This window comes from Kribbella sp. CCNWLW201, from assembly GCF_037203805.1.
Lineage (GTDB): Bacteria > Actinomycetota > Actinomycetes > Propionibacteriales > Kribbellaceae > Kribbella.
This window is the reverse complement of record NZ_JBBCBQ010000006.1, coordinates 349,431-367,699: the sequence shown is the minus strand read 5'-3', so window position 1 is coordinate 367,699 and position 18,269 is coordinate 349,431. Positions and strand designations below refer to the sequence as shown.

At 68.4% G+C, this 18,269-nt stretch carries 20 protein-coding genes; 13 read left to right on the top strand and 7 right to left on the bottom strand.

Translation table 11 applies throughout. The annotated features are described in order from the left end of the window. Positions 1 to 51 precede the first annotated feature (51 nt). Both V9K99_RS25875 and V9K99_RS25870 read left to right on the top strand, forming a co-directional pair. Positions 52 to 663: a DUF5998 family protein gene (locus V9K99_RS25875; protein WP_337004725.1), complete on the top strand. Its 612-nt coding sequence runs from the start codon at positions 52 to 54 to the stop codon at positions 661 to 663. 5 nt (positions 664 to 668) lie between these two features. Beyond that, complete coding sequence (locus V9K99_RS25870; RefSeq protein WP_337004723.1) at positions 669 to 1,793, top strand: alkaline phosphatase family protein; 1,125 nt, start codon at positions 669 to 671, stop codon at positions 1,791 to 1,793. On the opposite strand, the gene V9K99_RS25865 is transcribed toward V9K99_RS25870, so the two are convergent. Beyond that, positions 1,790 to 3,433, bottom strand: a complete 1,644-nt coding sequence (locus tag V9K99_RS25865; protein WP_337004721.1) for a S8 family peptidase — start codon at positions 3,431 to 3,433, stop codon at positions 1,790 to 1,792. The genes V9K99_RS25870 and V9K99_RS25865 overlap by 4 nt on opposite strands. A 121-nt stretch (positions 3,434 to 3,554) precedes the next feature. Here V9K99_RS25865 and V9K99_RS25860 point away from each other — a divergent pair, with 121 nt between their 5' ends. Genes V9K99_RS25860 through V9K99_RS25850 form a run of 3 tightly spaced genes read left to right on the top strand, consistent with a single transcriptional unit; the run spans position 3,555 to position 5,990 of the window. After that, positions 3,555 to 4,208, top strand: coding sequence for a thymidine kinase (locus tag V9K99_RS25860; RefSeq protein WP_337004719.1), 654 nt, complete (start codon positions 3,555 to 3,557; stop codon positions 4,206 to 4,208). Further along, a complete protein-coding gene (locus tag V9K99_RS25855) occupies positions 4,205 to 5,023 on the top strand; it encodes a sulfurtransferase (protein ID WP_337004717.1) in 819 nt (272 codons plus the stop codon). Before V9K99_RS25860 ends, V9K99_RS25855 begins: the two co-directional genes overlap by 4 nt. A gap of 13 nt (positions 5,024 to 5,036) precedes the next feature. Then, positions 5,037 to 5,990, top strand: a complete 954-nt coding sequence (locus V9K99_RS25850; protein WP_337004715.1) for a cyclase family protein — start codon at positions 5,037 to 5,039, stop codon at positions 5,988 to 5,990. Here V9K99_RS25850 and V9K99_RS25845 read toward each other — a convergent pair. Then, positions 5,987 to 6,955, bottom strand: a complete 969-nt coding sequence (locus V9K99_RS25845; RefSeq protein WP_337004713.1) for a zinc-binding dehydrogenase — start codon at positions 6,953 to 6,955, stop codon at positions 5,987 to 5,989. The genes V9K99_RS25850 and V9K99_RS25845 overlap by 4 nt on opposite strands. A 291-nt stretch (positions 6,956 to 7,246) precedes the next feature. On the opposite strand from V9K99_RS25845, the gene V9K99_RS25840 reads away from it, so the two are divergent. Together V9K99_RS25840 and V9K99_RS25835 are read left to right on the top strand one after the other, a co-directional pair. Next, positions 7,247 to 7,804, top strand: a complete 558-nt coding sequence (locus V9K99_RS25840) for a helix-turn-helix transcriptional regulator (protein ID WP_337004711.1) — start codon at positions 7,247 to 7,249, stop codon at positions 7,802 to 7,804. A 67-nt stretch (positions 7,805 to 7,871) separates the two neighbouring features. Next, a complete protein-coding gene (locus V9K99_RS25835; RefSeq protein WP_337004709.1) occupies positions 7,872 to 8,927 on the top strand; it encodes a DUF4185 domain-containing protein in 1,056 nt (351 codons plus the stop codon). Here the strand turns inward: V9K99_RS25835 and V9K99_RS25830 are convergent. Next, positions 8,924 to 9,523: a GNAT family N-acetyltransferase gene (locus tag V9K99_RS25830; RefSeq protein ID WP_337004707.1), complete on the bottom strand. Its 600-nt coding sequence runs from the start codon at positions 9,521 to 9,523 to the stop codon at positions 8,924 to 8,926. The two genes, V9K99_RS25835 and V9K99_RS25830, sit on opposite strands and share 4 nt — an antisense overlap. Positions 9,524 to 9,564: 41 nt before the next feature. Between V9K99_RS25830 and V9K99_RS25825 the strand changes: the two genes are divergently transcribed. The 4 genes from V9K99_RS25825 (at position 9,565) to V9K99_RS25810 (ending at position 13,193) form a co-directional block, all read left to right on the top strand. Beyond that, positions 9,565 to 10,347: an alpha/beta fold hydrolase gene (locus tag V9K99_RS25825; protein ID WP_337004705.1), complete on the top strand. Its 783-nt coding sequence runs from the start codon at positions 9,565 to 9,567 to the stop codon at positions 10,345 to 10,347. 106 nt (positions 10,348 to 10,453) lie between these two features. Further along, a complete protein-coding gene (locus V9K99_RS25820) occupies positions 10,454 to 11,332 on the top strand; it encodes an NAD-dependent epimerase/dehydratase family protein (protein ID WP_337004703.1) in 879 nt (292 codons plus the stop codon). Then, positions 11,333 to 12,586, top strand: a complete 1,254-nt coding sequence (locus V9K99_RS25815; protein WP_337004700.1) for an enolase C-terminal domain-like protein — start codon at positions 11,333 to 11,335, stop codon at positions 12,584 to 12,586. It begins immediately after the preceding gene. A 49-nt stretch (positions 12,587 to 12,635) separates the two neighbouring features. Continuing rightward, positions 12,636 to 13,193 carry a GNAT family N-acetyltransferase gene (locus tag V9K99_RS25810; protein WP_337004698.1) on the top strand — a complete coding sequence of 186 codons (558 nt, stop codon included), beginning with the start codon at positions 12,636 to 12,638 and terminating at the stop codon, positions 13,191 to 13,193. A 61-nt stretch (positions 13,194 to 13,254) separates the two neighbouring features. Here V9K99_RS25810 and V9K99_RS25805 read toward each other — a convergent pair whose 3' ends face one another. Together V9K99_RS25805 and V9K99_RS25800 are read right to left on the bottom strand one after the other, a co-directional pair. After that, the gene (locus V9K99_RS25805; RefSeq protein WP_337004696.1) at positions 13,255 to 14,358 is read right to left on the bottom strand and encodes a Gfo/Idh/MocA family protein; all 1,104 of its coding nucleotides are present in this window, start codon (positions 14,356 to 14,358) and stop codon (positions 13,255 to 13,257) included. 46 nt (positions 14,359 to 14,404) lie between these two features. After that, on the bottom strand, positions 14,405 to 15,802 hold the full coding sequence (locus V9K99_RS25800) for an MDR family MFS transporter (RefSeq protein ID WP_337004694.1): 1,398 nt from the start codon (positions 15,800 to 15,802) through the stop codon (positions 14,405 to 14,407). A gap of 102 nt (positions 15,803 to 15,904) precedes the next feature. Here V9K99_RS25800 and V9K99_RS25795 point away from each other — a divergent pair, with 102 nt between their 5' ends. After that, positions 15,905 to 16,465: a TetR/AcrR family transcriptional regulator gene (locus V9K99_RS25795; protein WP_337004692.1), complete on the top strand. Its 561-nt coding sequence runs from the start codon at positions 15,905 to 15,907 to the stop codon at positions 16,463 to 16,465. On the opposite strand, the gene V9K99_RS25790 is transcribed toward V9K99_RS25795, so the two are convergent. Continuing rightward, positions 16,458 to 17,276, bottom strand: coding sequence for an NAD(P)H-binding protein (locus tag V9K99_RS25790; RefSeq protein ID WP_337004690.1), 819 nt, complete (start codon positions 17,274 to 17,276; stop codon positions 16,458 to 16,460). The two genes, V9K99_RS25795 and V9K99_RS25790, sit on opposite strands and share 8 nt — an antisense overlap. Positions 17,277 to 17,366: 90 nt before the next feature. Here V9K99_RS25790 and V9K99_RS25785 point away from each other — a divergent pair, with 90 nt between their 5' ends. Then, the gene (locus V9K99_RS25785) at positions 17,367 to 17,750 is read left to right on the top strand and encodes a winged helix-turn-helix transcriptional regulator (protein ID WP_337004688.1); all 384 of its coding nucleotides are present in this window, start codon (positions 17,367 to 17,369) and stop codon (positions 17,748 to 17,750) included. Between the two features lie 92 nt (positions 17,751 to 17,842). Here the strand turns inward: V9K99_RS25785 and V9K99_RS25780 are convergent, their stop codons facing one another. Further along, on the bottom strand, positions 17,843 to 18,256 hold the full coding sequence (locus V9K99_RS25780) for a hypothetical protein (protein ID WP_337004686.1): 414 nt from the start codon (positions 18,254 to 18,256) through the stop codon (positions 17,843 to 17,845). Between the last annotated feature and the right edge of the window lie 13 nt (positions 18,257 to 18,269).

Here is an 18,269-nt window from a genome sequence, read left to right as displayed (position 1 = left end):
TTGTCCACAAGGGGAAATCGCGCGTGGACCGGATCGTGCAAGGATGAGGGCATGCGTGACCTGAATGCGCCGCAACTCGCAGATGTCTCCTCCGCGTTACGCGAGGCGATCGATCGCTGCGGCTACTACCCGGACGTGGTGACGGATTCGCTCGCGGTGGCGATCGCGGGCGAGCCGATCACCGCCTTCGTGCTCCAGCACGAGCCGACGTTCGACCGCGACGAGGTCCGGCGGCACATCACCATCCTGGCGCTGACCCCGACCCGGCTGATCGTCGGGCACACCGACGAGCACGCGGCCGACGAGCTGATCCGGGCGCCGTACGCGTCGACCTCGACCGAGGCGATCCCGCTGCAGCGGGTGAACGCGGTGGTCGTCAACCGGGTGGTGCCGAATCCGGCCGGTTACGCCTCGGGCAAGTCCGACCCGGCCGTGGCCGGCGGTGGCGAGGTCGTCCTGACCATCGGCTGGGGGATGGTGAACCGGATCGACCTCGAGCCGGCCGTCTGCGCCGACCCGAACTGCGAGGCCGACCACGGTTACACCGGTTCCGTCGCGGCCGACGACATCTCGTTGCGGATCAGCGCCGCCGCCGACGGGCCGGCCGGGATCCAGCAGGTGCTCGACTTCGCGCAGGCGCTGTCGTTCGCCACCAGCAGGTAGTGCCGATGTCTGCCCCGGTCAGCCCGCGGTACGGCGGTGGGTCGCTAGCCGACGTACTGCCCTCGGTGGCCGGTGCCCTCTCGGTCCCCCACGAGCAGAACGTCCTCGGTCTACCGCCCGCCCCCAGGTACGCCGTCCTGCTCCTCGACGGACTGGGATTCAACCTGCTGCAGCGGCATGCAGACGTCGCGCCGTACTTGGCGTCGCTGCTGCCGACAGGTCGCAGTCTGACCGCCGGAGTGCCCTCGACGACCGCGGTCAGCCTGACCAGCCTCGGGACCGGCCTTCCGCCTGGTGCACACGGCATCGTCGGATACACCTCGATCGTGCCCGAGTCCGGTGCACTGCTGAACGCATTGTCGTGGGATGCGCCGGTGGACCCGCGGAGGTGGCAGCCGCACGGGACTGTGTTCGAGCGCATCGCGGCCGCCGGTGTGGCCACCCGCAACGTCAGCAAGGCCCGCTTCGACACGTCCGGGCTGACCGCCGCGGCGTTCCGGGGGAGTGCGCATCGTGGCGCGGACACGGTGGAGGACCGGCTGGACGCGACCCGCTTCGCCAGTCGGGAGGGGAAGTCGTCGCTGGTCTACGTGTACGACTCCCAGCTGGACTACACCGGTCATAACCAGGGCTCCGAGTCCTGGCAGTGGCGCAAGGAGCTGGCAGCGGCGGACACGTTCGCCCTCCAAGTCAGGTCAGCCCTGCCGCGGGACGCCGTACTGGTTGTCGTCGCCGACCACGGGATGGTCGACGTCGCGCCGGAGGACCGGGTCGACCTCGACGCCGAGCCGGCTCTCACCGACGGCCTTCGGCTCGTGGGCGGTGAGTCACGTTTCCGGCACTTGTACTGCGTTGATGGCGCGGAGGCCGATGTACTGGCGACGTACCGGGAGCGGCTGGGCGACAAGGCGCTGGTGCTCAGCCGCGCGGAAGCCACCGAGCTCGGATGGTTCGGCAGCGTCGAGGATCGGGTCGCGCCGCGACTGGGCGATGTCGTGGTCGCGTCCCTCGGGCCGGTCGCGCTGGTGGCGAGCCGACGCTATCCGCAGGAGGCAGGTCTGATCGGCCTGCACGGATCACTGACCGACGACGAGATGGCGATCCCGCTGCTCGTCGACGCAGGGGTCTAGAAGCTCCAGACGTTCCAGAAGAAGCTTGCCTGCGAGGTCTTCGCCTCGCCGTCGCGTGCGGTGACGGTCACCTTGTACCGACCCGATCCCGGCGTGAGTACGCCGGTGATCCAGCCGCGCTCGGCGTCGATGCTCAGGCCGGGCGGCAGACCCGATGCCGAGTAGCTGATCTCGCCGGTGCCGCCGGAACCCTTCAGCAGCAGCGGAATCGCCGGTACGCCGCCGAACCCGAGCTGATCGGACGGCTTGGTGATCGAGATGGCACCCTGCGGCTGGGCGGCGGCCGCGCCGACTGCCTCGGCCGCGTCGACCATGCCCTCGCCGTAGTACGAGTTGTTCGCCTGGCTGCCGATGCATTCGCCGGCCGCGCCTGGCGGGCAGGCCAGATCGTTCGCCTGCTCGGCGAGCTTCGCGCGGACCTGGGCGGTGGTCAGCTTCGGGTCCATGCTGCGCACGAGTGCGGCGACACCGGCCACGTGCGGCGAGGCCATCGACGTACCGCTCATCGACTCGTAGCCGCCGCCGGGGACGGTCGAGTAGACGTTCTCACCGGGCGCGGCGACGTTGATCTTGTTCTCGCCGAAGTTGGAGAACCGCGACTTCGCGCCGGCCGCGTCGACCGAGGCGACCACGACCATGCTCGGCAGCTCGGCCGGCAGGTTGAGGCAGTCGTCGGTCACCGTGCGCGGTGCCGGGGTCGAGTCGTTCGGGCTCGAGTCGTCGTCGGTCTTGTTGGCCAGGTCGTAGTCCTCGTTGCCGGCCGCGGCGACGTTGACCACGCCTTTGGAGTCCGAGTACGCGACGGATCGCCGTACCGCTTCCGCGATCGCGTCCTGGTCCGGGTCCGACGGGCACAGGAACAGCCACGGGTCGGTGTAATAGCTGTTGTTCGTGACCGAGACGCCCTTGTCGGCGGCGAACATGAACGCGCAGACGGTGTTCTCCGGGAAGAACAACTGGCTCTCCGCCTCGGCGACGCGGATCGAGGACACCTTCACGCCCGGTGCGACGCCGACCATGCCGGCGCCGTTGCGGGCGGCCGCGATCGTGCCGGCAACGTGCGTGCCATGCTCGCCGACCGGGCGCCAGGCACCGGGCCGGGTGTCGGCCTTGCCGTACGCACAGGACGCGGATCTGGTGGCGTCGAAGTTGGCCTTCAGATCGGGGTGCTGGTCGTCCACACCGGTGTCGAGCACGCCGACCGTGATGGTCTTGGCGCCCGGGTTCTTGTCCCAGGCCCGGTTCGCGCCGATCTGGGCCATGTCGGGCCGGTCGGTCTCCGGCGTACTGCTCGGAACCTCGGGCACCTGCGCCGGGATCGCCGGGGCGCCGATGTCGGCGGGCAGATCCGAGGTGCGGGTGGCACCGGCCTTCTGGACTCCGTCGACCGCGCGCATCTTGGTGGCGAAGTCGGTCGCGGTCGAGTGCGCCACGATCACGCCGATCGCGTCGTACGCCGCGTAGACGACACCGCCGTTGGAGGTGATCGCGCCGGTGACCTTGGCGGTCTGCTTCGGCTCGGTGATGACGAAGTACGCCCGCAGTCCAGCTTCGGCCTGGACCAGTACGGCGACCGCCGGTAGAGAGGCGGACGCGGTCATCAGGAAGGCCGCGAGGAGCAGGACCAGGGCTTTGCGCACGATCCATTCAAACCGTACGACGGTTCAGAACCCAAGCCGACCCCCGGGAACGGTACCGACCTGGTACGACGCGCCACCCCGAGGTGCGGGGTGGTCCGCTGACTTGGCAGGATGATCGCCCGTGGCTGAGCTGCTCTACTTCACCGGGACCATGGACTGCGGCAAGTCCACCCTCGCCCTGCAGATGGACCACAACCACAAGGCCCGTGGCCGGCTCGGCCGGATCTTCACCAGCCACGACCGGGCCGGCGAATCGGTGCTGTCGTCCCGGCTCGGACTGGCCGCCAAGGCGATCGAGGTACGGCCGGACTTCGACTTCTGGGAGTTCGTCGTCGGCGAGCTGACCCAGGGCGGCCGGATCGATTACGTGGTCTGTGACGAGGCCCAGTTCTACAGCGCCCTGCAGATCGAGCAGCTGGCCCGGCTGGTCGACGAGCTGCAGATCGACGTGTTCTGCTTCGGCATCCTGACCGACTTCCGGGCCACGTTGTTCCCCGGCTCGGCCCGGCTGGTCGAGCTGGCTGACAGGATGGAACTGCTCCAGGTCGAGGCATTGTGCTGGTGCGGTGAACGGGCCACCCACAACGCCCGTACGATCGGTGGTGAGATGGTGACGGAGGGCGAGCAACTCGTGGTGGGTGACATGGTGTCGCACGACCACGAGGTCGCGTACGAGGTGCTGTGCCGCCGCCATCACCGGCGCCGGCTCACCCAGGCCCGAGCCCGCGCCACCCTGTCACCAGAGGTACTGCCCTTCGGAGGAGCCACGTCATGAGCCCACTGATCACCGTCGACGAGCTGCGGGCAGCGGCTGAGCGTCCGGTGCTGATCGACGTCACTTGGAACCTCGCGGGCCCGCCAGGCAAGGAGGCGTACGACGCCGGCCACATCCCGGGCGCGTACTTCGTCGACCTGGAAACCGAGCTCGCCGGACCACCAGGGCCCGGCCGCCACCCGTTGCCAGCAGCAACCACAGTGACCGCGGCGCTGCGCCGGGCCGGGGTCGACCCGAGTACGCCGGTGGTCGTCTACGACGCGGCTAACTCGATGGCGGCCGCACGGGCCTGGTGGATCTTCCGGTACTTCGGCGTCAGCGACGTACGCGTGCTCGACGGCGGACTCGCGGCCTGGCAGGCGGCCGGGGGAGAGGTCACCGCCGACGTTCCGGCCGACGGCGCGGGCTCGTTCATCGCCACGGCAGGCCACATCTCGATGCTGGACGCCGATGGCGCCGCCGAGGTCGCCGCGGCAGGCGTTCTGTTGGACGCCCGGGCGCCCGAGCGTTTCGCCGGCGAGGTAGAGCCGATGGACCCGGTCGCCGGCCACATCCCTGGCGCCGTCAACGCCCCCACCACCGCCAACGTGGACGAGAGCGGCCACTTCCTCCCGGCTGACGAGCTCCGCGAGCGCTTCGAGAAGCTCGGCGTCAACACTTCCACCCAGGTCGGCGTCTACTGCGGTTCCGGTGTCACCGCCGCCCACGAAGCACTAGCACTCGAAATCACCGGCACCCCCGCCACCGTCTACATCGGCTCCTGGTCCGAGTGGATCACCGACCCCACCCGCCCAGTAGCCACCGGCAAGGACTGAGAGCGATGCTGGGATGACGGCAGCGCGACCGATACCCACACAGGACGAGGTGCTCGGGTACTTCGACACGCTGTCCAACTGGGGACGGTGGGGCGACGACGACGAGCTCGGCACGCTGAACCACATCACCGACGACGTCCGGCTGGCGGCGGCGCGGGCCGTGCGCCACGGCAGGAGTGTGTCGTGCGCCTGGGAGGTCGCCGTACCGGACGAAATGGAGCGGTCGACGACGACGTGCCCGTGCGCCGCCGACATGCCGGGCGCCGAGAACATGCCGGCGCCGTTCCACAATGACCGGCGCTGGGGCTTTTCGAACGAGCGGCTCGGCATCATGTTCCACGGCAACACGATCACCCACGTCGATTCGCCGTGCCACCTCTTCTGGGACGGCACGATGTACAACGGGCGGTCGCACTCGTTGGTCGACGCCGCATCGGGATCGGCGTGGGCGGCCGTCACGGCGGCGGCGAACGGGATCATCACGCGTGGTGTCCTGCTGGACGTTGCGAGGGTCCGCGAGGTGCCGTGGTTGGAACCTGGGCAGGCTGTGTTTCCCGACGATCTCGAGGAAGCCGAGCGTCGCCAGGGTGTGCGGGTGCGGTCCGGCGACGCGGTACTCCTGCGGACCGGTTACGGCCGCGCTCGGCACGAGGCCGGTGCGGCCGGCGGCTTCACACAGGCCGGCTGGCACGCGTCCTGCCTGCCGTGGCTGCAGGAACGGGAGGTCGCGCTGATCGGCGCTGACACCCCGCAGGACGTTCAGCCGTCGGGCTACGAAGACGTGTTGATGCCGGTTCACGCCGTGAGTCTCGTCGCGATGGGTCTGTGGCTACTCGACAACTGCGACCTGGAGGCGTGCGCGACGACGGCTGCCGAGCTCGGCCAGTGGGACTTCCAGCTCGCCGTCGCGCCGGTCCGCTTCGCCGGTACGTCCGGCAGCCCGGTCAACCCGATCGCCACCTTTTAAGGCACGACGACGACCTTTCCGGTGGCTTGGTTGTTCTCCATGTAGTCGTGGGCCTTGCCGATGTCGTCGAGGGAGAAGACCCGGTCGATGTTCGGCCTGTAGACGCCGGCCTCGACCTCGTCGACGATCCGCTGCAACGCGCGCGCGTTGCCCTTCATGGTGTCGCTGTGGAAGGCCGTGAGCTTGGTTCCGGAGGGGATCATCGCGATGGCTTCGAAGCTCGGGATCGTCCATCCGCTGAGCGATCCGGCCACGCACACTGTCCCGCCACGACGGACCAGGTGCAGCGAGTCCACCGTCGTACTCGCGCCGACGAGGTCCAGCACGTAGTCGGGACCCTCGGGCCAGAGCGAGTGCATGCTGGACGCCAGTGATCCATCGTTGTCCACGAGCACATGGTCGACGCCGGCTGCAGTGAGCGCAGCGGCCTTATCTTGCCGCCGAGTCGTGGCCGCGATCTCGAGACCGTGGCCGGAGGCAATCGACGCAGCCGCCATTCCCACCGACGATGTCCCGCCACGGATCAGCAATCGCCCCTGTACGGCGCCCAACGCGTCCAGCGAACCGTGTGCGGTCAAGTAGGTCTCGGGTAATGCGGCCAGGACGTCCCATTCCAGCGTGGTGGTGATCGGCATCAGCAGTGAGTTCGGCAGCAACGCATACTCCGCATAACCGCCGTCGAAATCGCGGCCCATTTCCCCCATGACCGCGGCAACTGTCGTCCCCTCGGGCAGCCTGGGATCGGTCGAGGCTGCGACGACTCCCACGCACTCGATCCCGAGCACCCGCGGGAAGGTCACGGTCGGGGAATGGCCCTGGCGGGTCCTCAGCTCAGACCGGTTCAAGCCCGCGCCCTTCACCTCCACCAGGCTCCAGCCGGCCCGAACCGCCGGCACCGGCACCTCACGGATCTCCAGAACCTCCGGGCCACCCGGCCTGGCACAAATCGCCGCTCGCATCATCATGTCTGCAGTCTTGCCAGCGGGTGCCGTGACCGGCCACCGGTAAAATGCCAACTTATGCCCGTTGGCCGCCAAGTTCCTCAGTCCCAACTGTTTCCGTCCGCGGGGATACATCTGTGGCCGTCGGGCGGCACGAGCTCAGCGCATTCCCATCCACGTGGGCACCTCGTCTACGCAGCTCGCGGCGTCCTGTCGGTTCACACCGAACGCGGGACCTCGATCGTCCCGGCCAATCGAGTCACCTGGACCCCGGGCGGGTTCACGCACTACCACCGGGCACACGGCAACACCGACATGCGGATCCTGTTCCTGCCCGCATCCCTGGCCCGGCTCGTGCCAGACCATCCGGCAGTCTTCATGGCCTCCGACCTCGCTCGCGAAATCCTGCTCACCCTGACCGGCCCACCGGACCGCGACCGGGCCGCCCGGACTCGCCTGCACCGCGTCCTCGTCGACGAACTCCACGAGGCACACGAGCAGCCTCTGCAGTTGCCAGAACCACGCGACGATCGCCTGAGAGCCATCGCTCAACTGCTGTACGAGACGCCCGGAGACAACACCTCCTTGGCCGACCTCGGGCAGACGATCGGAGCCAGCGGCCGCACCCTCAGCCGGCTCTTCCACAACGAACTCGGCATGACCTTCTACGAGTGGCGCACCCAACTCCGCATCTACCACGCACTGGTCCTGCTCGCTGACGGACACGACACGACCCACGTCGCCCACGCCTGCGGCTGGTCGAACCCCAGCACCTTCATCGCAGCCTTCTCCAACCTCGTCGGCACCACCCCAGGACGCTATCGGGCAGGGCCGCCTTTCGGCGGTGGTGGAAAGGTCCCGACTCGGTCTTGACGCTGTGGGTGTGGTTGGGGGATCGTCCGGAGAAATCGATTTCCACCCTCCGCCCCTGGGAGTCCTGATGAAGCGATCCACGTTCCTTCGTGCTGCTCTTGGTGCCGGTGTGGTGGCCGCCGTACCTGGTCTGCCGGCTGCGGCCAGGAGTCAGGCCGTCCTGACGAACAAGGTGGCTGATCTGACCGGGCCCGGGTTGACGGATCGGTTCCGGATGGCGGCGACGGATCTGGGGATCCCGGTCCGTACGCCGGACGGGCGGATGCTGTTCATGTTCGGCGACACCTTCGAGCAGCCCTATGTCGGTGGCGGCTGGTGGCGGTCGCCGGTCGCGCTGTGGTCGACCACGACCGACCTGAACAGTGGGGTGAAGTGGTCCGGCGCGGTCGGGGGAGCGGCCGCGCAGCAGTTGTGGGAGTACGAGCACGACAACCCGGTGTTCTCGACCGTGCTGCCGTCGGACGTGATCACCATCGGCGGGTCGATGTACCTGCACGCGATGGTGAACAAGGGTCTGGGCAACGTGGTCTGGACCGAGATCTGGCGCAGCGACAACTCAGGCGCGACCTGGTATCACACCGGCGCGAAGTTCGATCCGAACCTCGACGGCGGGATGTTCCAGTGCCTGACCTGGGGTGAGGGCAACGACGGGTACGTGTACGTCTACTCGACCGGCTTCCAGCGCAACAAGCCGATCATCCTCAAACGCGTACGCAGCAACCAGATCGCGAATCCGGTGGCGTACGAGCCGTGGGGTTACCGCGACGGCGTATGGGCGTGGGGCAACCCGGCGACACCGATCCTGACCGGCAGCTTCGGCGAACTCTGCCTCCGTCCGCTCGGCGGCAAATGGGTGCTCACCTGGTTCAACGCCGGCGACTACCGGATCGACGGCATCATCATGGACACCCCGACCTCGAACCTCTACACGGCGTACCGCCAGACCCTGATCTACGGCGGCGCGTGGGGCGCCGAGGACGACAACCACGTCGCCCAACTGTACGGCGGCTACATCATCCCCGGCTCCACCCTGAGCGACCTGCATCTGGCCGTCAGCCAATGGAAAACCGACGCCGGCTGGCCTTACCGCGTGATGCAGTTCCGCGTCCGCGGCTTCGGCTAAAGCTGGAGGACCATCGTCTCGGACGTCTCGACCGTGCCTACCGTCTCGAAGCCGAGCGAGCGGTAGAGCTTCGCCGCGTGATTCGCCGGATCGACGCTGAGACTCAGCCGGGTGTACGGCGTACTGCTGCGCGCGACCGTGATGAGCTCGGTCAGCACCGCACGCGCGATGCCTTGGCGGCGGAATGCGGGGGAGACGCCGAGAGACAACTCAGGGACGTCGTCCGCGATGTAGCCGTAGCCGGGGCGATCGGCAGTGAGGACTCGAGCCCACGCCGCTCCCGCCGGTGTGCCGTCGACCTCCGCGATGACCCCGAAGTCGGTCGGGCGCGGCCAGCCGGCGACGTAGCGCCAGGCCTTGTCCTCGGCGCGCAGCTTGTCGAGGGTGAACCAGGGCGTTCCGTCCCAGTTGTATGCCTCGAGCAACATCTCGGTCAGGAACGTGAAGTCGTCGGCGGTCGCGGGTCGGAGCAGCATGGCGCCATCCTCTCCGACTGGTGACCTCTCCTCCACTGGATTAGCGAGCGCGATCCGGATGAGGTTGCGTGCCTTGAGCGCGAAGACCGCGTTGCCGTCCGTCGAAGGGCTTTCGGTCATGGCCTTAATTGGAGTTTGTCTGCTGGCGGATGATGTTGGGCATGGGCGAGTACATCGATGCTGGGGGCGTGCGGACGTACTACGAGGTCCTCGGGGACGGCGATCCGGTCGTGCTGCTGCATGGCGGGGGGACGGCCGGCGGCAGCTGGTCGGCGCAGGCGCCCGAGCTGGCGAAGCAGTACCGGGTGTTCATCCCGGACCGCCGCGGACACGGTCGTAGCCCGGATGTCGAAGGGCCGGTGACGTTCGAGGTGTACGCCGCGGACACGGTCGCGTTCCTGGAGGCGCTGGAGCTCGACCCGGTGCACCTCATCGGCTGGAGTGACGGCGGGAAGGTCGGAGTGCGGGTCGCCCTGAGCCGCCCGGACCTGGTCCGCAAGCTGGTGATGATCGGCACCGAGCACACCCGCGCCGGAGGTACGCCGGCCAACGACCACCTCACGCTGAGCCGCGAAGGACACGCGAGCCTCGCGGGCTGGTTCCGGCAGGAGTACGGCGAGACGTCACCGGACGGCCCAGAACACTTCGATGTCGTCTTCGCCAAGTGGGTCGAGCTGTGGACGACGCTCCCTGACCTGGATCTCGGCAGTCTGAAGAGTCTGCCGATGCCGGTGCTGGTGATGCAGGGGGACGACGACTGCGTGCGCATCGAGCACGCGGCTGAGGTCGCCCGGGCGATTCCGGACGCTCAGGTGGCCGTCGTACCCGGTGCGTCGCACGGAGTGCCGCTGGAGAAGCCCGAGCTGGTGAACCGGCTGCTGCTCGACTTCCTGGCCGACACACAGGCGCCCAAGTTCATGCCGATGGGCGATCTGCACAGCTGAGCGAAAGCGCTAGCGCAGTATCCGTTGAGTTAGTAACACGCGTGGTTTAACTTATTCCGAGCCTGCCAGTCGCGTCAGGTTGTCGCCGACCTCTGAAGGGACTCAGGTGAACTCAGCACTGAACGGCCGGCGGGTGCTGGTGACCGGGGCGACCGGGCGGATCGGGCTGGTGGCGGTGCAGCACCTGACCGCGCTCGGGGCGCTGGTCACCACGCTGTCGAATCTCGAGCACCCGGATCTCAAGGCCGACCGGGTCCTGATCGGCGACACCCGGTCCGAGGCCGATGTCGCCGAGGCGCTCACCGATGTCGACTTCGTCGTCCATCTGGCCGCGCTGGCTCATCCTTCGGCCGGTACGCCGTACGACGTCTACAGCATCAACGTGGTGTCGACGTTCAACGTGCTCGCCCAGGCCGGTGCGCTCGGGATCGACCGGGCGGTGATTGCCAGCAGCATCAACGCGACCGGGATCCCGTTCAACCCGCACGAGATCCGGCCGGCCTACTTCCCGCTGGACGAGAAGATCCCAGTCGACATCGGCGATCCGTATTCGCTGTCCAAGCAGAACGACGAGAACACCGCCAGGATGGCGTGGCGGCGGTGGGGGATCGACGTGGTCGCGTTCCGGTTCCCGCATGTGAACTCGGTGGAGGTACTGCGAGAGTTCGCGGACGGAGCGCATCGTGATCCGGCCGGCGGGATGCGGGAGGCGTGGAGCTACCTGGACCAGCGGGATGCCGCTCACGCGATCGAGTTGGGGCTGACGGCACAGTTGTCCGGGGCCCATACCTTCTTCGTTGCCGCTGACAACACGAATGCGCCGTACCAGACCGAGGCTCTGCTGGATGCCTTCGCGCCGGACGTGCCGCGGTTGCGGCGATTCATCGGGCGCGAGGTGCCGATCGACCTGACCGCGGCCCGGACCGTGCTCGGCTTCAAGGCCCGCCACGAACTCGACCTGCCGACACTTCCCCTGGAGATCTGAATGCCCTCGAACTTCGACCAGCCCTGGCCGGTGCGGGACGACGTACGCATCAGGGAGGTGAAGGCGATCGTCACCGCACCCCAGGGCATCCCGCTGGTCGTGGTGAAGATCGACACCACCGAGCCGGGACTGTATGGGCTCGGTTGCGCGACCTTCACCCAGCGGTGGAAGGCAGTGCAGACGTTTGTTGACGAGCACCTGGCCCGACTGCTGATCGGGCGCTACCCGGGGGACATCGGTGACCTGACCCGACTGGCTGGATACTCCGGCTACTGGCGCGGCGGACCGGTGACGAACAACGCCATCTCCGGGATCGACCAGGCGCTGTGGGACATCGCCGGCAAGCGCGCCGGCATGCCTGTCTACGAGCTGCTGGGCGGCAAGGTCCGGGCGGCCGCCGACACCTACATCCACGCCAGCGGGAGCACGATCGAGGAGACGCTCGAGCAGGCGCAGAAGTTCGTCGCGCAGGGCTGGCGGCACGTCCGCCTGCAGATGTCGACACCGGGCGGTGGAGGGTACGGCGCTCCTGCGATGGCGACGCTCTATCCGGATGCGCCGTACCGCAACGGCTGGTCCGCGCGGGACTACCTGCGGACGACGCCGGCCCTGTTCGAGGCGGCCCGCTCGGTGCTGCCCGACAACGTGGAGCTGCTGCACGACGTACATTCCAGGCTGACCCCGAAGGAAGCGGTGCTGCTCGCGCGGTCGCTCGAGCCGTACGGGCTGTTCTTCCTCGAGGACGTGCTGGCGCCCGAGCTGTGGGACCGGCTGCCCGAGGTGCGCGCGGCCTCGCCGGTGCCGCTGGCGGTCGGTGAGCTGACAACGTCGATGGGCGACGCGGTTCGGCTGGTCCGCGACGGCGGGGTCGACTTCATCCGGTCGCACGTCTCGGACCTCGGCGGCCTGACCCCGGCCCGCAAGCTCGCCGACCTGGCCGAGCTGTGCGGGGTGCGTACGGCGTGGCACGGCCCCGGCGACACCTCGCCGATCGGTGCTGCCGCGAACGTCGCGCTCGACGTGAGCTCTGTTGCCTTCGGCATCCAGGAGGGGCACCTCTACAACGAGGCGACGTACGAGGTGTTCCCCGGCACACTACGGATCGAGGACGGCTGGCTGCGGCCCAACGAGGCACCGGGCTGGGGCATCGACCTCGATCTCGAGGCGGCGGCACGCTATCCGGCGCAACTGTCCGGACATGACGAATGGGCCGCCGGCGTACGACGCATCGACGGAGCCCTGGAAGCACCGTGACCTCGGTTTGTGTGCCGGACTCACCCAGCCAAGCACGTAGGCTGCCCCGGTGATTTCTCCTCGCCCGCTGACTCCTGAAGTTCAGCTCCGTATCGCCACCCTGGACGACGACGCCGCGCTGGCCGACACCTACACCCGCAGCTGGGACCACCTGAAGGAGTGGGAGCCGTCCCGGCCGGACAGCTGGTTCACGCCGGCCGGTCAACGTGAACGGCTGACCAGGTTGCTGGAGAACTACGAGAACGACCGGACCGTCCCTTGGGTCCTGACCGAGGGCGACCGGATCGTCGGCGCGATCACCTTGAACGACCTCGTTCCCGGTGCGCTCCGCAGTGCGGCCGTCGGCTACTGGCTCGCGATCGACGCGGTCGGCCGCGGCCTGGCGACCCGCGCGGTCGAGACCGTCGCGGAGATCGCCGACACCGAGCTCAAGCTGCACCGGATCGCGGCCAGCACGCGGACGCACAACGTCGCATCGCAACGCGTCCTCCAGCGCGCCGGCTTCACCCAGATCGGCCACGCCCCGAAGTACCTGCACACCGGCGGTGCCTGGCAAGACTGCAACCTCTACCAACGCATCCTGAACGACCGCGATCCCGGCGCCTGACCCCATCCCTTGCGTCCGAAGATGTGTGGCCTATAGCCCTCATATCTTCGGACGTAACGCATTAGTTGGGAGGGAGGCGGATGCCTCGGGAGACGTCGACGTCGTCGTAGCGGCCTTCCAGTACGTCGATGAACTTGACCGGGCGTTGGAGGGTCGAGGCGATGTAGACGGCGCGGACCGTGGCCAGGGCGTCGATCGCGTCCTGGACTGTGATGCCGGGCTGCCCGCCGTTCGCGATCGCGCCGAGGATGTCGTCGTACTGCGCCTTGTGCCGGCCGGGCGGACCTGCGTCGACGTCGACGTCATCGGTGGAGCCGTCCACGTTGAACCGCCGGAGCAGATCGTCCTCGACCTCGGCGCCACCTTCGGTCCCGTGCACCGACACACGCGTCCGGCCACCGGGGAACGCCGCGGTGGTGGCGTGCAGGGTGGCGACGGCGCCGGACTCGAAGGTCAGCGTCGCGACGACGGTGTCCTCGACCTCGATCGCATGGTGTGCCGCGCGTAGAGCCTGCGCCTGGATGTTCACCGGGCGGCCCATGAACCACAGCAGCAGGTCGACGGTGTGCACGCCCTGGTTCATCAGCGCGCCACCGCCGTCCTGCGCCCAGGTCCCGCGCCAGCCGGCCGAGGCGTAGTACTCGTCGCTGCGCCACCAGGCAACCGTCGCGACGGCGGACGTCAGCTGACCGAACCGGCCGGCCTGGATTGCCTCGTGGACCAGCGCGCTGCCCGCGTCGAACCGGTGCTGGCTGATCACGGACGCCACCACACCGTGGCTCGCCGCCCGGGAGGCGGCCGCGCCGAGGCGTCGCGCTCGGGTCAGTTCGACATCGAGCGGCTTCTCGATGACGACGTGCTTCTTCTCGTTGAGTGCCTGCTCGGCCAGTGCGGCGTGGGTCCCGCTGGGGGTGCAGATCGCGACGAGCGAGATGTCCGACCCGCTCAGCGCCGTGGTCAGGTCGTCGTACACCTTGGGCTCGGGCTGGCCGGCCTCCTTGAGCCGGGCGGCCAGCGCCTCGCGGGCGGCGGCGTCACCGTCGACGAGTGCGGTCACGGTCGCATCGGGCCGCTCGGCGATGGTGTCGGCGTGGGTGCGGCCGATGATGCCGCACCCCACGATCGCGACCTGGTGTTGTGTCGGGTCATTGTCTGGCGCAGCCATCTCGCTCCTACTTGCAGTGAAGTGCGCGGTCAGGACCCGGAAAACGCTATCCGATCTTTGCGTCGCCGTCACGGCCACCTGCGCGCCGACCCCGCGCGGGGAGGAGAAACGCGGGTACGGCGGCGAGTGCAGTGAACGCGATCGCCCACGCGAAGCTGTACGCGTAGGCGGTGGGGACAGTGTGCCCGGACAGCTGGTTCTGCAGGATCACGGCCAACGTCGCGGCGCCGAACGCTCCGCCGAGCTGCTGCATGATGCGGGTCGTGCTGCTGCCGTCCGGGATCTGCTGGGGCTCGAGGTCACGGAAGGCGCCGACCATCACGGCGAGGTTGACGGCACTGAGGCCCGCGCCGCGGATGACGAGTGCGATCGCCAGCAGCCAGTACGCCGTACCCGCGAAGGCGAACGGGATGGTGCCGATCGCGGTGAGAACGATGCCGGTGAGTACGACGGGACGCGGGCCGAGGCGATCGGTGAGGCCGCCGGCCGCTCGGGCCAGCAGGCTGCCGATGCCTTGGGGGACGAGCAGGAGACCGGCTGCGGTGACGGTGGCGCCGCGGGCCTGTTGGTAGAAGAGCGGGAGGAGCAGCATCGCGCCGTACAGACCGAAGCCGGTGAGGAAGAGCAGCCCGGTTGAGGCGGCGAAGGATCTGGTGCGGAAGAGGGTCAGGTCGATCAACGGGCCCTTTCGCAGGACGAAGACGATCCCCAGCAGCAGGCCCGCGCCGAGCGGCAGGAGGACGGTGGGGTGGACGAAGCCGCCATGCTCGCCGACCTGGGTGAGGCCGTAGATGATGCCGGCCAAAGCGGGGGAGATGAGGAGCAAGCCGGGGATGTCGAGCGCCGCTGCGGTCGGCTCTGTGACGGGCTGCAGGACGCGAATGGCGAGGACGATCGCGATGATGCAGATCGGCACGTTGACGTAGAAGATCCAGCGCCAGCTCAAATGCCCGACCAGGACACCGCCGATCACCGGGCCGAGGATGGGACCGATCAGGGCAGGCAGGGTGATCACGGCCATCAGGCGGCCGATGCGTTCGCGACCGGCCGCGCGCATCACCAGGGTCTGCAGGATGGGCAGCATCAGGCCGCCGCCGATGCCCTGGATCACCCGGAACGCGATCAGCGAGCCGATGTTCCAGGCGACCCCGCACAGCATCGAGCCGGCCAGGAACAGGGCCAGTGCGATGATCCACATCCGCTTGGCGCCGAAGCGGTTCGCCGACCAGCCGGTGATCGGGATCGCGATCGCCAGTGCGAGCAGGTACGCCGTACTGACCCATTGGACCGTGGACACCGAGGCGTGCAGCTCGGCGCCGAGGGTGTGGAGGGCGACGTTCACGATCGTGCTGTCGAGCAGTGGGGCGAGCGCGCCCAGCACGAGGACCCCGGCGAGTTTGAGGACCGCGGGGTCCAGGCGGTCCGTGTCCTTGGTGGTGGTCATCCGTACTCCAAACGATCGAAGAGACGTTGCGTCTCTTATGTCGTTCAGAGTAGGCTCGGGTATGCAAGAGACGCAAGGTCTCTAATTTCTGGGAGTGGATCGATGGAGCGGACGCAGCGCCGGCGCGGCGCCGAGCTGGAGAACGTGCTGCTCGACGCCGCGTGGGAGGAGCTGAAGGCGAGCGGCTACGCGGCGCTGACCATGGAAGGTGTCGCGGCCCGCGCCCAGACCGGGAAGCAGGTGCTCTACCGCCGCTGGAAGAGCCGGGCCGACCTGGTGCTGGCGGCCGTTCGGCACCGGACCGGCTCGATCGTCGAGGACATCCCGGACACCGGGGACCTGCGGGACGACGTACTGGCCGTGCTGCAGCGGATGGTCGAACGGTTCGCGACACTCGGCCCGGACACCATCCACGGCCTGCTCGCCGAGGCGCCGACGATGGACCCAGAGGTGTTCTCCCGGATGTCCGGGCTGATGCGCACGATCGTCGACCGGGCCGCGGCACGCGGCGAGATTCCGAGCGCCGACCTTCCCGATCGAGTCCTCACCGCGCCGATCAACCTCCTCCGACACGAGATGCTTCTGACCCGCGACCCCGTCGACCAGGCCACCCTCACCTCCCTGGTCGACGACATCTTCCTGCCGCTGGTTCGAGCTACCTGAAGGCGGCCACGTTGCGTTCGACCCAGTCGGCGAAGGTGCGAGCCGGGCGGCCGAGGACGCGCTCGACATCGGGGTTGACGGCTTGCTCTTCTGCGGACGGCGTGCCAAGGACTCCGAGGGTAGCCTCCACCACGGGCTCGGGCATGTAGCCGAGCATCCGGCTCTTCGCCTCGTCACGACTCAACTCGACGAACCGCACCGGCTCGCCGACGGCGTGCGCGATCGCGTCCGCCTGCTGACGCGGTGAGATCGGCTCGGGTCCGGTCAGCGTGTAGATGTTGCCGCCATGGCCGGGCTCGCGCAGCGCTACGGCAGCGACGTTGGCGATGTCGGCCGGGTCGACGGCCGGCAGTGCGACGTCGCCGAACGGCGCCTCGAGCAGCCGGCGAGTGCGGATCGATTCGGCCCACTGGAAGGCGTTGGAGTTGAAGTTGCCGGGTCGCAGCATGGTCCACTCCAGGCCCGACTCGGTGACAACGTCCTCCAGTGCCGAGGGGTGGCGGTGAGTACCCACGCCCTGGGACGACAGCAACACGACCCGCTGGACGCCGGCCGCCCGTACGACGTTCACGACGCTTCCGAGATCGCCGTTCGCCAGGAAGTCGGGCGAGGTCAGCAGGAATGCGGCCTCGGCTCCCTCGAGCGCGGGCTTCAGGCTCTCGGGCTCGGACATGTCGGCCTGGAAGGACCGCACGCCGGCCGGGAGCTCCTGGGCCCGTCGCGAGACCGCCGTCACCTGCTCGCCTGCCGCTGCCAAGGTCTCCACCAGCGGGCGTCCGACGTTCCCCGTCGCGCCAGTCACAACAATCACTTTTCGCTCCTCGGTTGGTTGACTGACGAGGACGCTACTTGCGCTGGCATAGTAGGTACCTAGAGGAAAGTACTGGGATTGGGGTCTGTTGTGATCGAGAGCACAGAGGTGGATCCGGTGCAGGCGTGTCCGATCGCGCCGGTGGTCGACGTGGTGTTCAGCCGGTGGACGACGCCGATCCTGTGGAGCCTGAACGAGTTCGGCAAGCAGCGGTTCGTGGAGCTCGAGCGGCGGATCGGCGTGATCACGCCGAAGGTGCTGACCCAGCGGCTACGGCAACTGGAACGCGACGGGCTGGTCGTGCGGACCTACTACCCGGAGGTGCCGCCTCGGGTCGAGTACGAGATCAGCGACCTCGGCCGCAGCCTCGCGCCCCTGTTCCACTCGCTGGCCGACTGGTCCCCAAACCTCGCGAAAGTCGAAGAAGCCCGCCGCCACTACGACACCCACGAACTACCCCACCGCCGCCCCTGACCATCCGGCCCGGCCCTCGGATTCCGGCGGCTTCGTGCACCAGGTGCGTACGTCGAGCGCCTCGGCGTACGCATCTGGTGCACAAAGTGGGTTCAGGCGACTCCGACGAGGACTCGGTTGGGGGTCTGGAGCTGGTCGAGGAGGGCGAAGAAGTGGGTGGCGGCGTCGGGGAGGCGGAGCAGGCCGGCCTCGTGGGACTGCCAGCCGAAGACGAGCTCGCCGTCGATCGTGCGCTCGTCGAACGGTACGGCGTACCGGCTGAGAGTGACCCGGGTCGGGCCGGTCTGCGGGTGGTGGTCGCCGCAACCGCACTCAGCCGCGATAGTGATGGACGTCAGCGCGTCGGGGGAGAAGCGGCTCATCCGCAGCGTCGTGCCGCGGGCGGTGAACCGGGTGATCGTGGCGTCGGGCAACTGAACGAGCAGCTCCACCGGGACGGCGTGAGAGCCGGGCAGCAGACGGAGGCCGCGGGACGCGAGCAGATCGGCGAAGGCCGGGAGATTCATGTGCGGAAGATCC

Excerpts from the sequence above, each read along its gene's own strand:
- V9K99_RS25875 (WP_337004725.1), top strand. The coding sequence starts at position 52 with ATGCGTGACCTGAATGCGCCGCAACTCGCAGATGTCTCCTCCGCGTTA.
- V9K99_RS25870 (WP_337004723.1), top strand. The coding sequence starts at position 669 with ATGTCTGCCCCGGTCAGCCCGCGGTACGGCGGTGGGTCGCTAGCCGAC.
- V9K99_RS25855 (WP_337004717.1), top strand. The coding sequence starts at position 4,205 with ATGAGCCCACTGATCACCGTCGACGAGCTGCGGGCAGCGGCTGAGCGT.
- V9K99_RS25850 (WP_337004715.1), top strand. The coding sequence starts at position 5,037 with ATGACGGCAGCGCGACCGATACCCACACAGGACGAGGTGCTCGGGTAC.
- V9K99_RS25845 (WP_337004713.1), bottom strand. The coding sequence starts at position 6,955 with ATGATGATGCGAGCGGCGATTTGTGCCAGGCCGGGTGGCCCGGAGGTT.
- V9K99_RS25840 (WP_337004711.1), top strand. The coding sequence starts at position 7,247 with ATGCGGATCCTGTTCCTGCCCGCATCCCTGGCCCGGCTCGTGCCAGAC.
- V9K99_RS25835 (WP_337004709.1), top strand. The coding sequence starts at position 7,872 with ATGAAGCGATCCACGTTCCTTCGTGCTGCTCTTGGTGCCGGTGTGGTG.
- V9K99_RS25830 (WP_337004707.1), bottom strand. The coding sequence starts at position 9,523 with ATGACCGAAAGCCCTTCGACGGACGGCAACGCGGTCTTCGCGCTCAAG.
- V9K99_RS25825 (WP_337004705.1), top strand. The coding sequence starts at position 9,565 with ATGGGCGAGTACATCGATGCTGGGGGCGTGCGGACGTACTACGAGGTC.
- V9K99_RS25815 (WP_337004700.1), top strand. The coding sequence starts at position 11,333 with ATGCCCTCGAACTTCGACCAGCCCTGGCCGGTGCGGGACGACGTACGC.
- V9K99_RS25805 (WP_337004696.1), bottom strand. The coding sequence starts at position 14,358 with ATGGCTGCGCCAGACAATGACCCGACACAACACCAGGTCGCGATCGTG.
- V9K99_RS25800 (WP_337004694.1), bottom strand. The coding sequence starts at position 15,802 with ATGACCACCACCAAGGACACGGACCGCCTGGACCCCGCGGTCCTCAAA.
- V9K99_RS25795 (WP_337004692.1), top strand. The coding sequence starts at position 15,905 with ATGGAGCGGACGCAGCGCCGGCGCGGCGCCGAGCTGGAGAACGTGCTG.
- V9K99_RS25780 (WP_337004686.1), bottom strand. The coding sequence starts at position 18,256 with ATGAATCTCCCGGCCTTCGCCGATCTGCTCGCGTCCCGCGGCCTCCGT.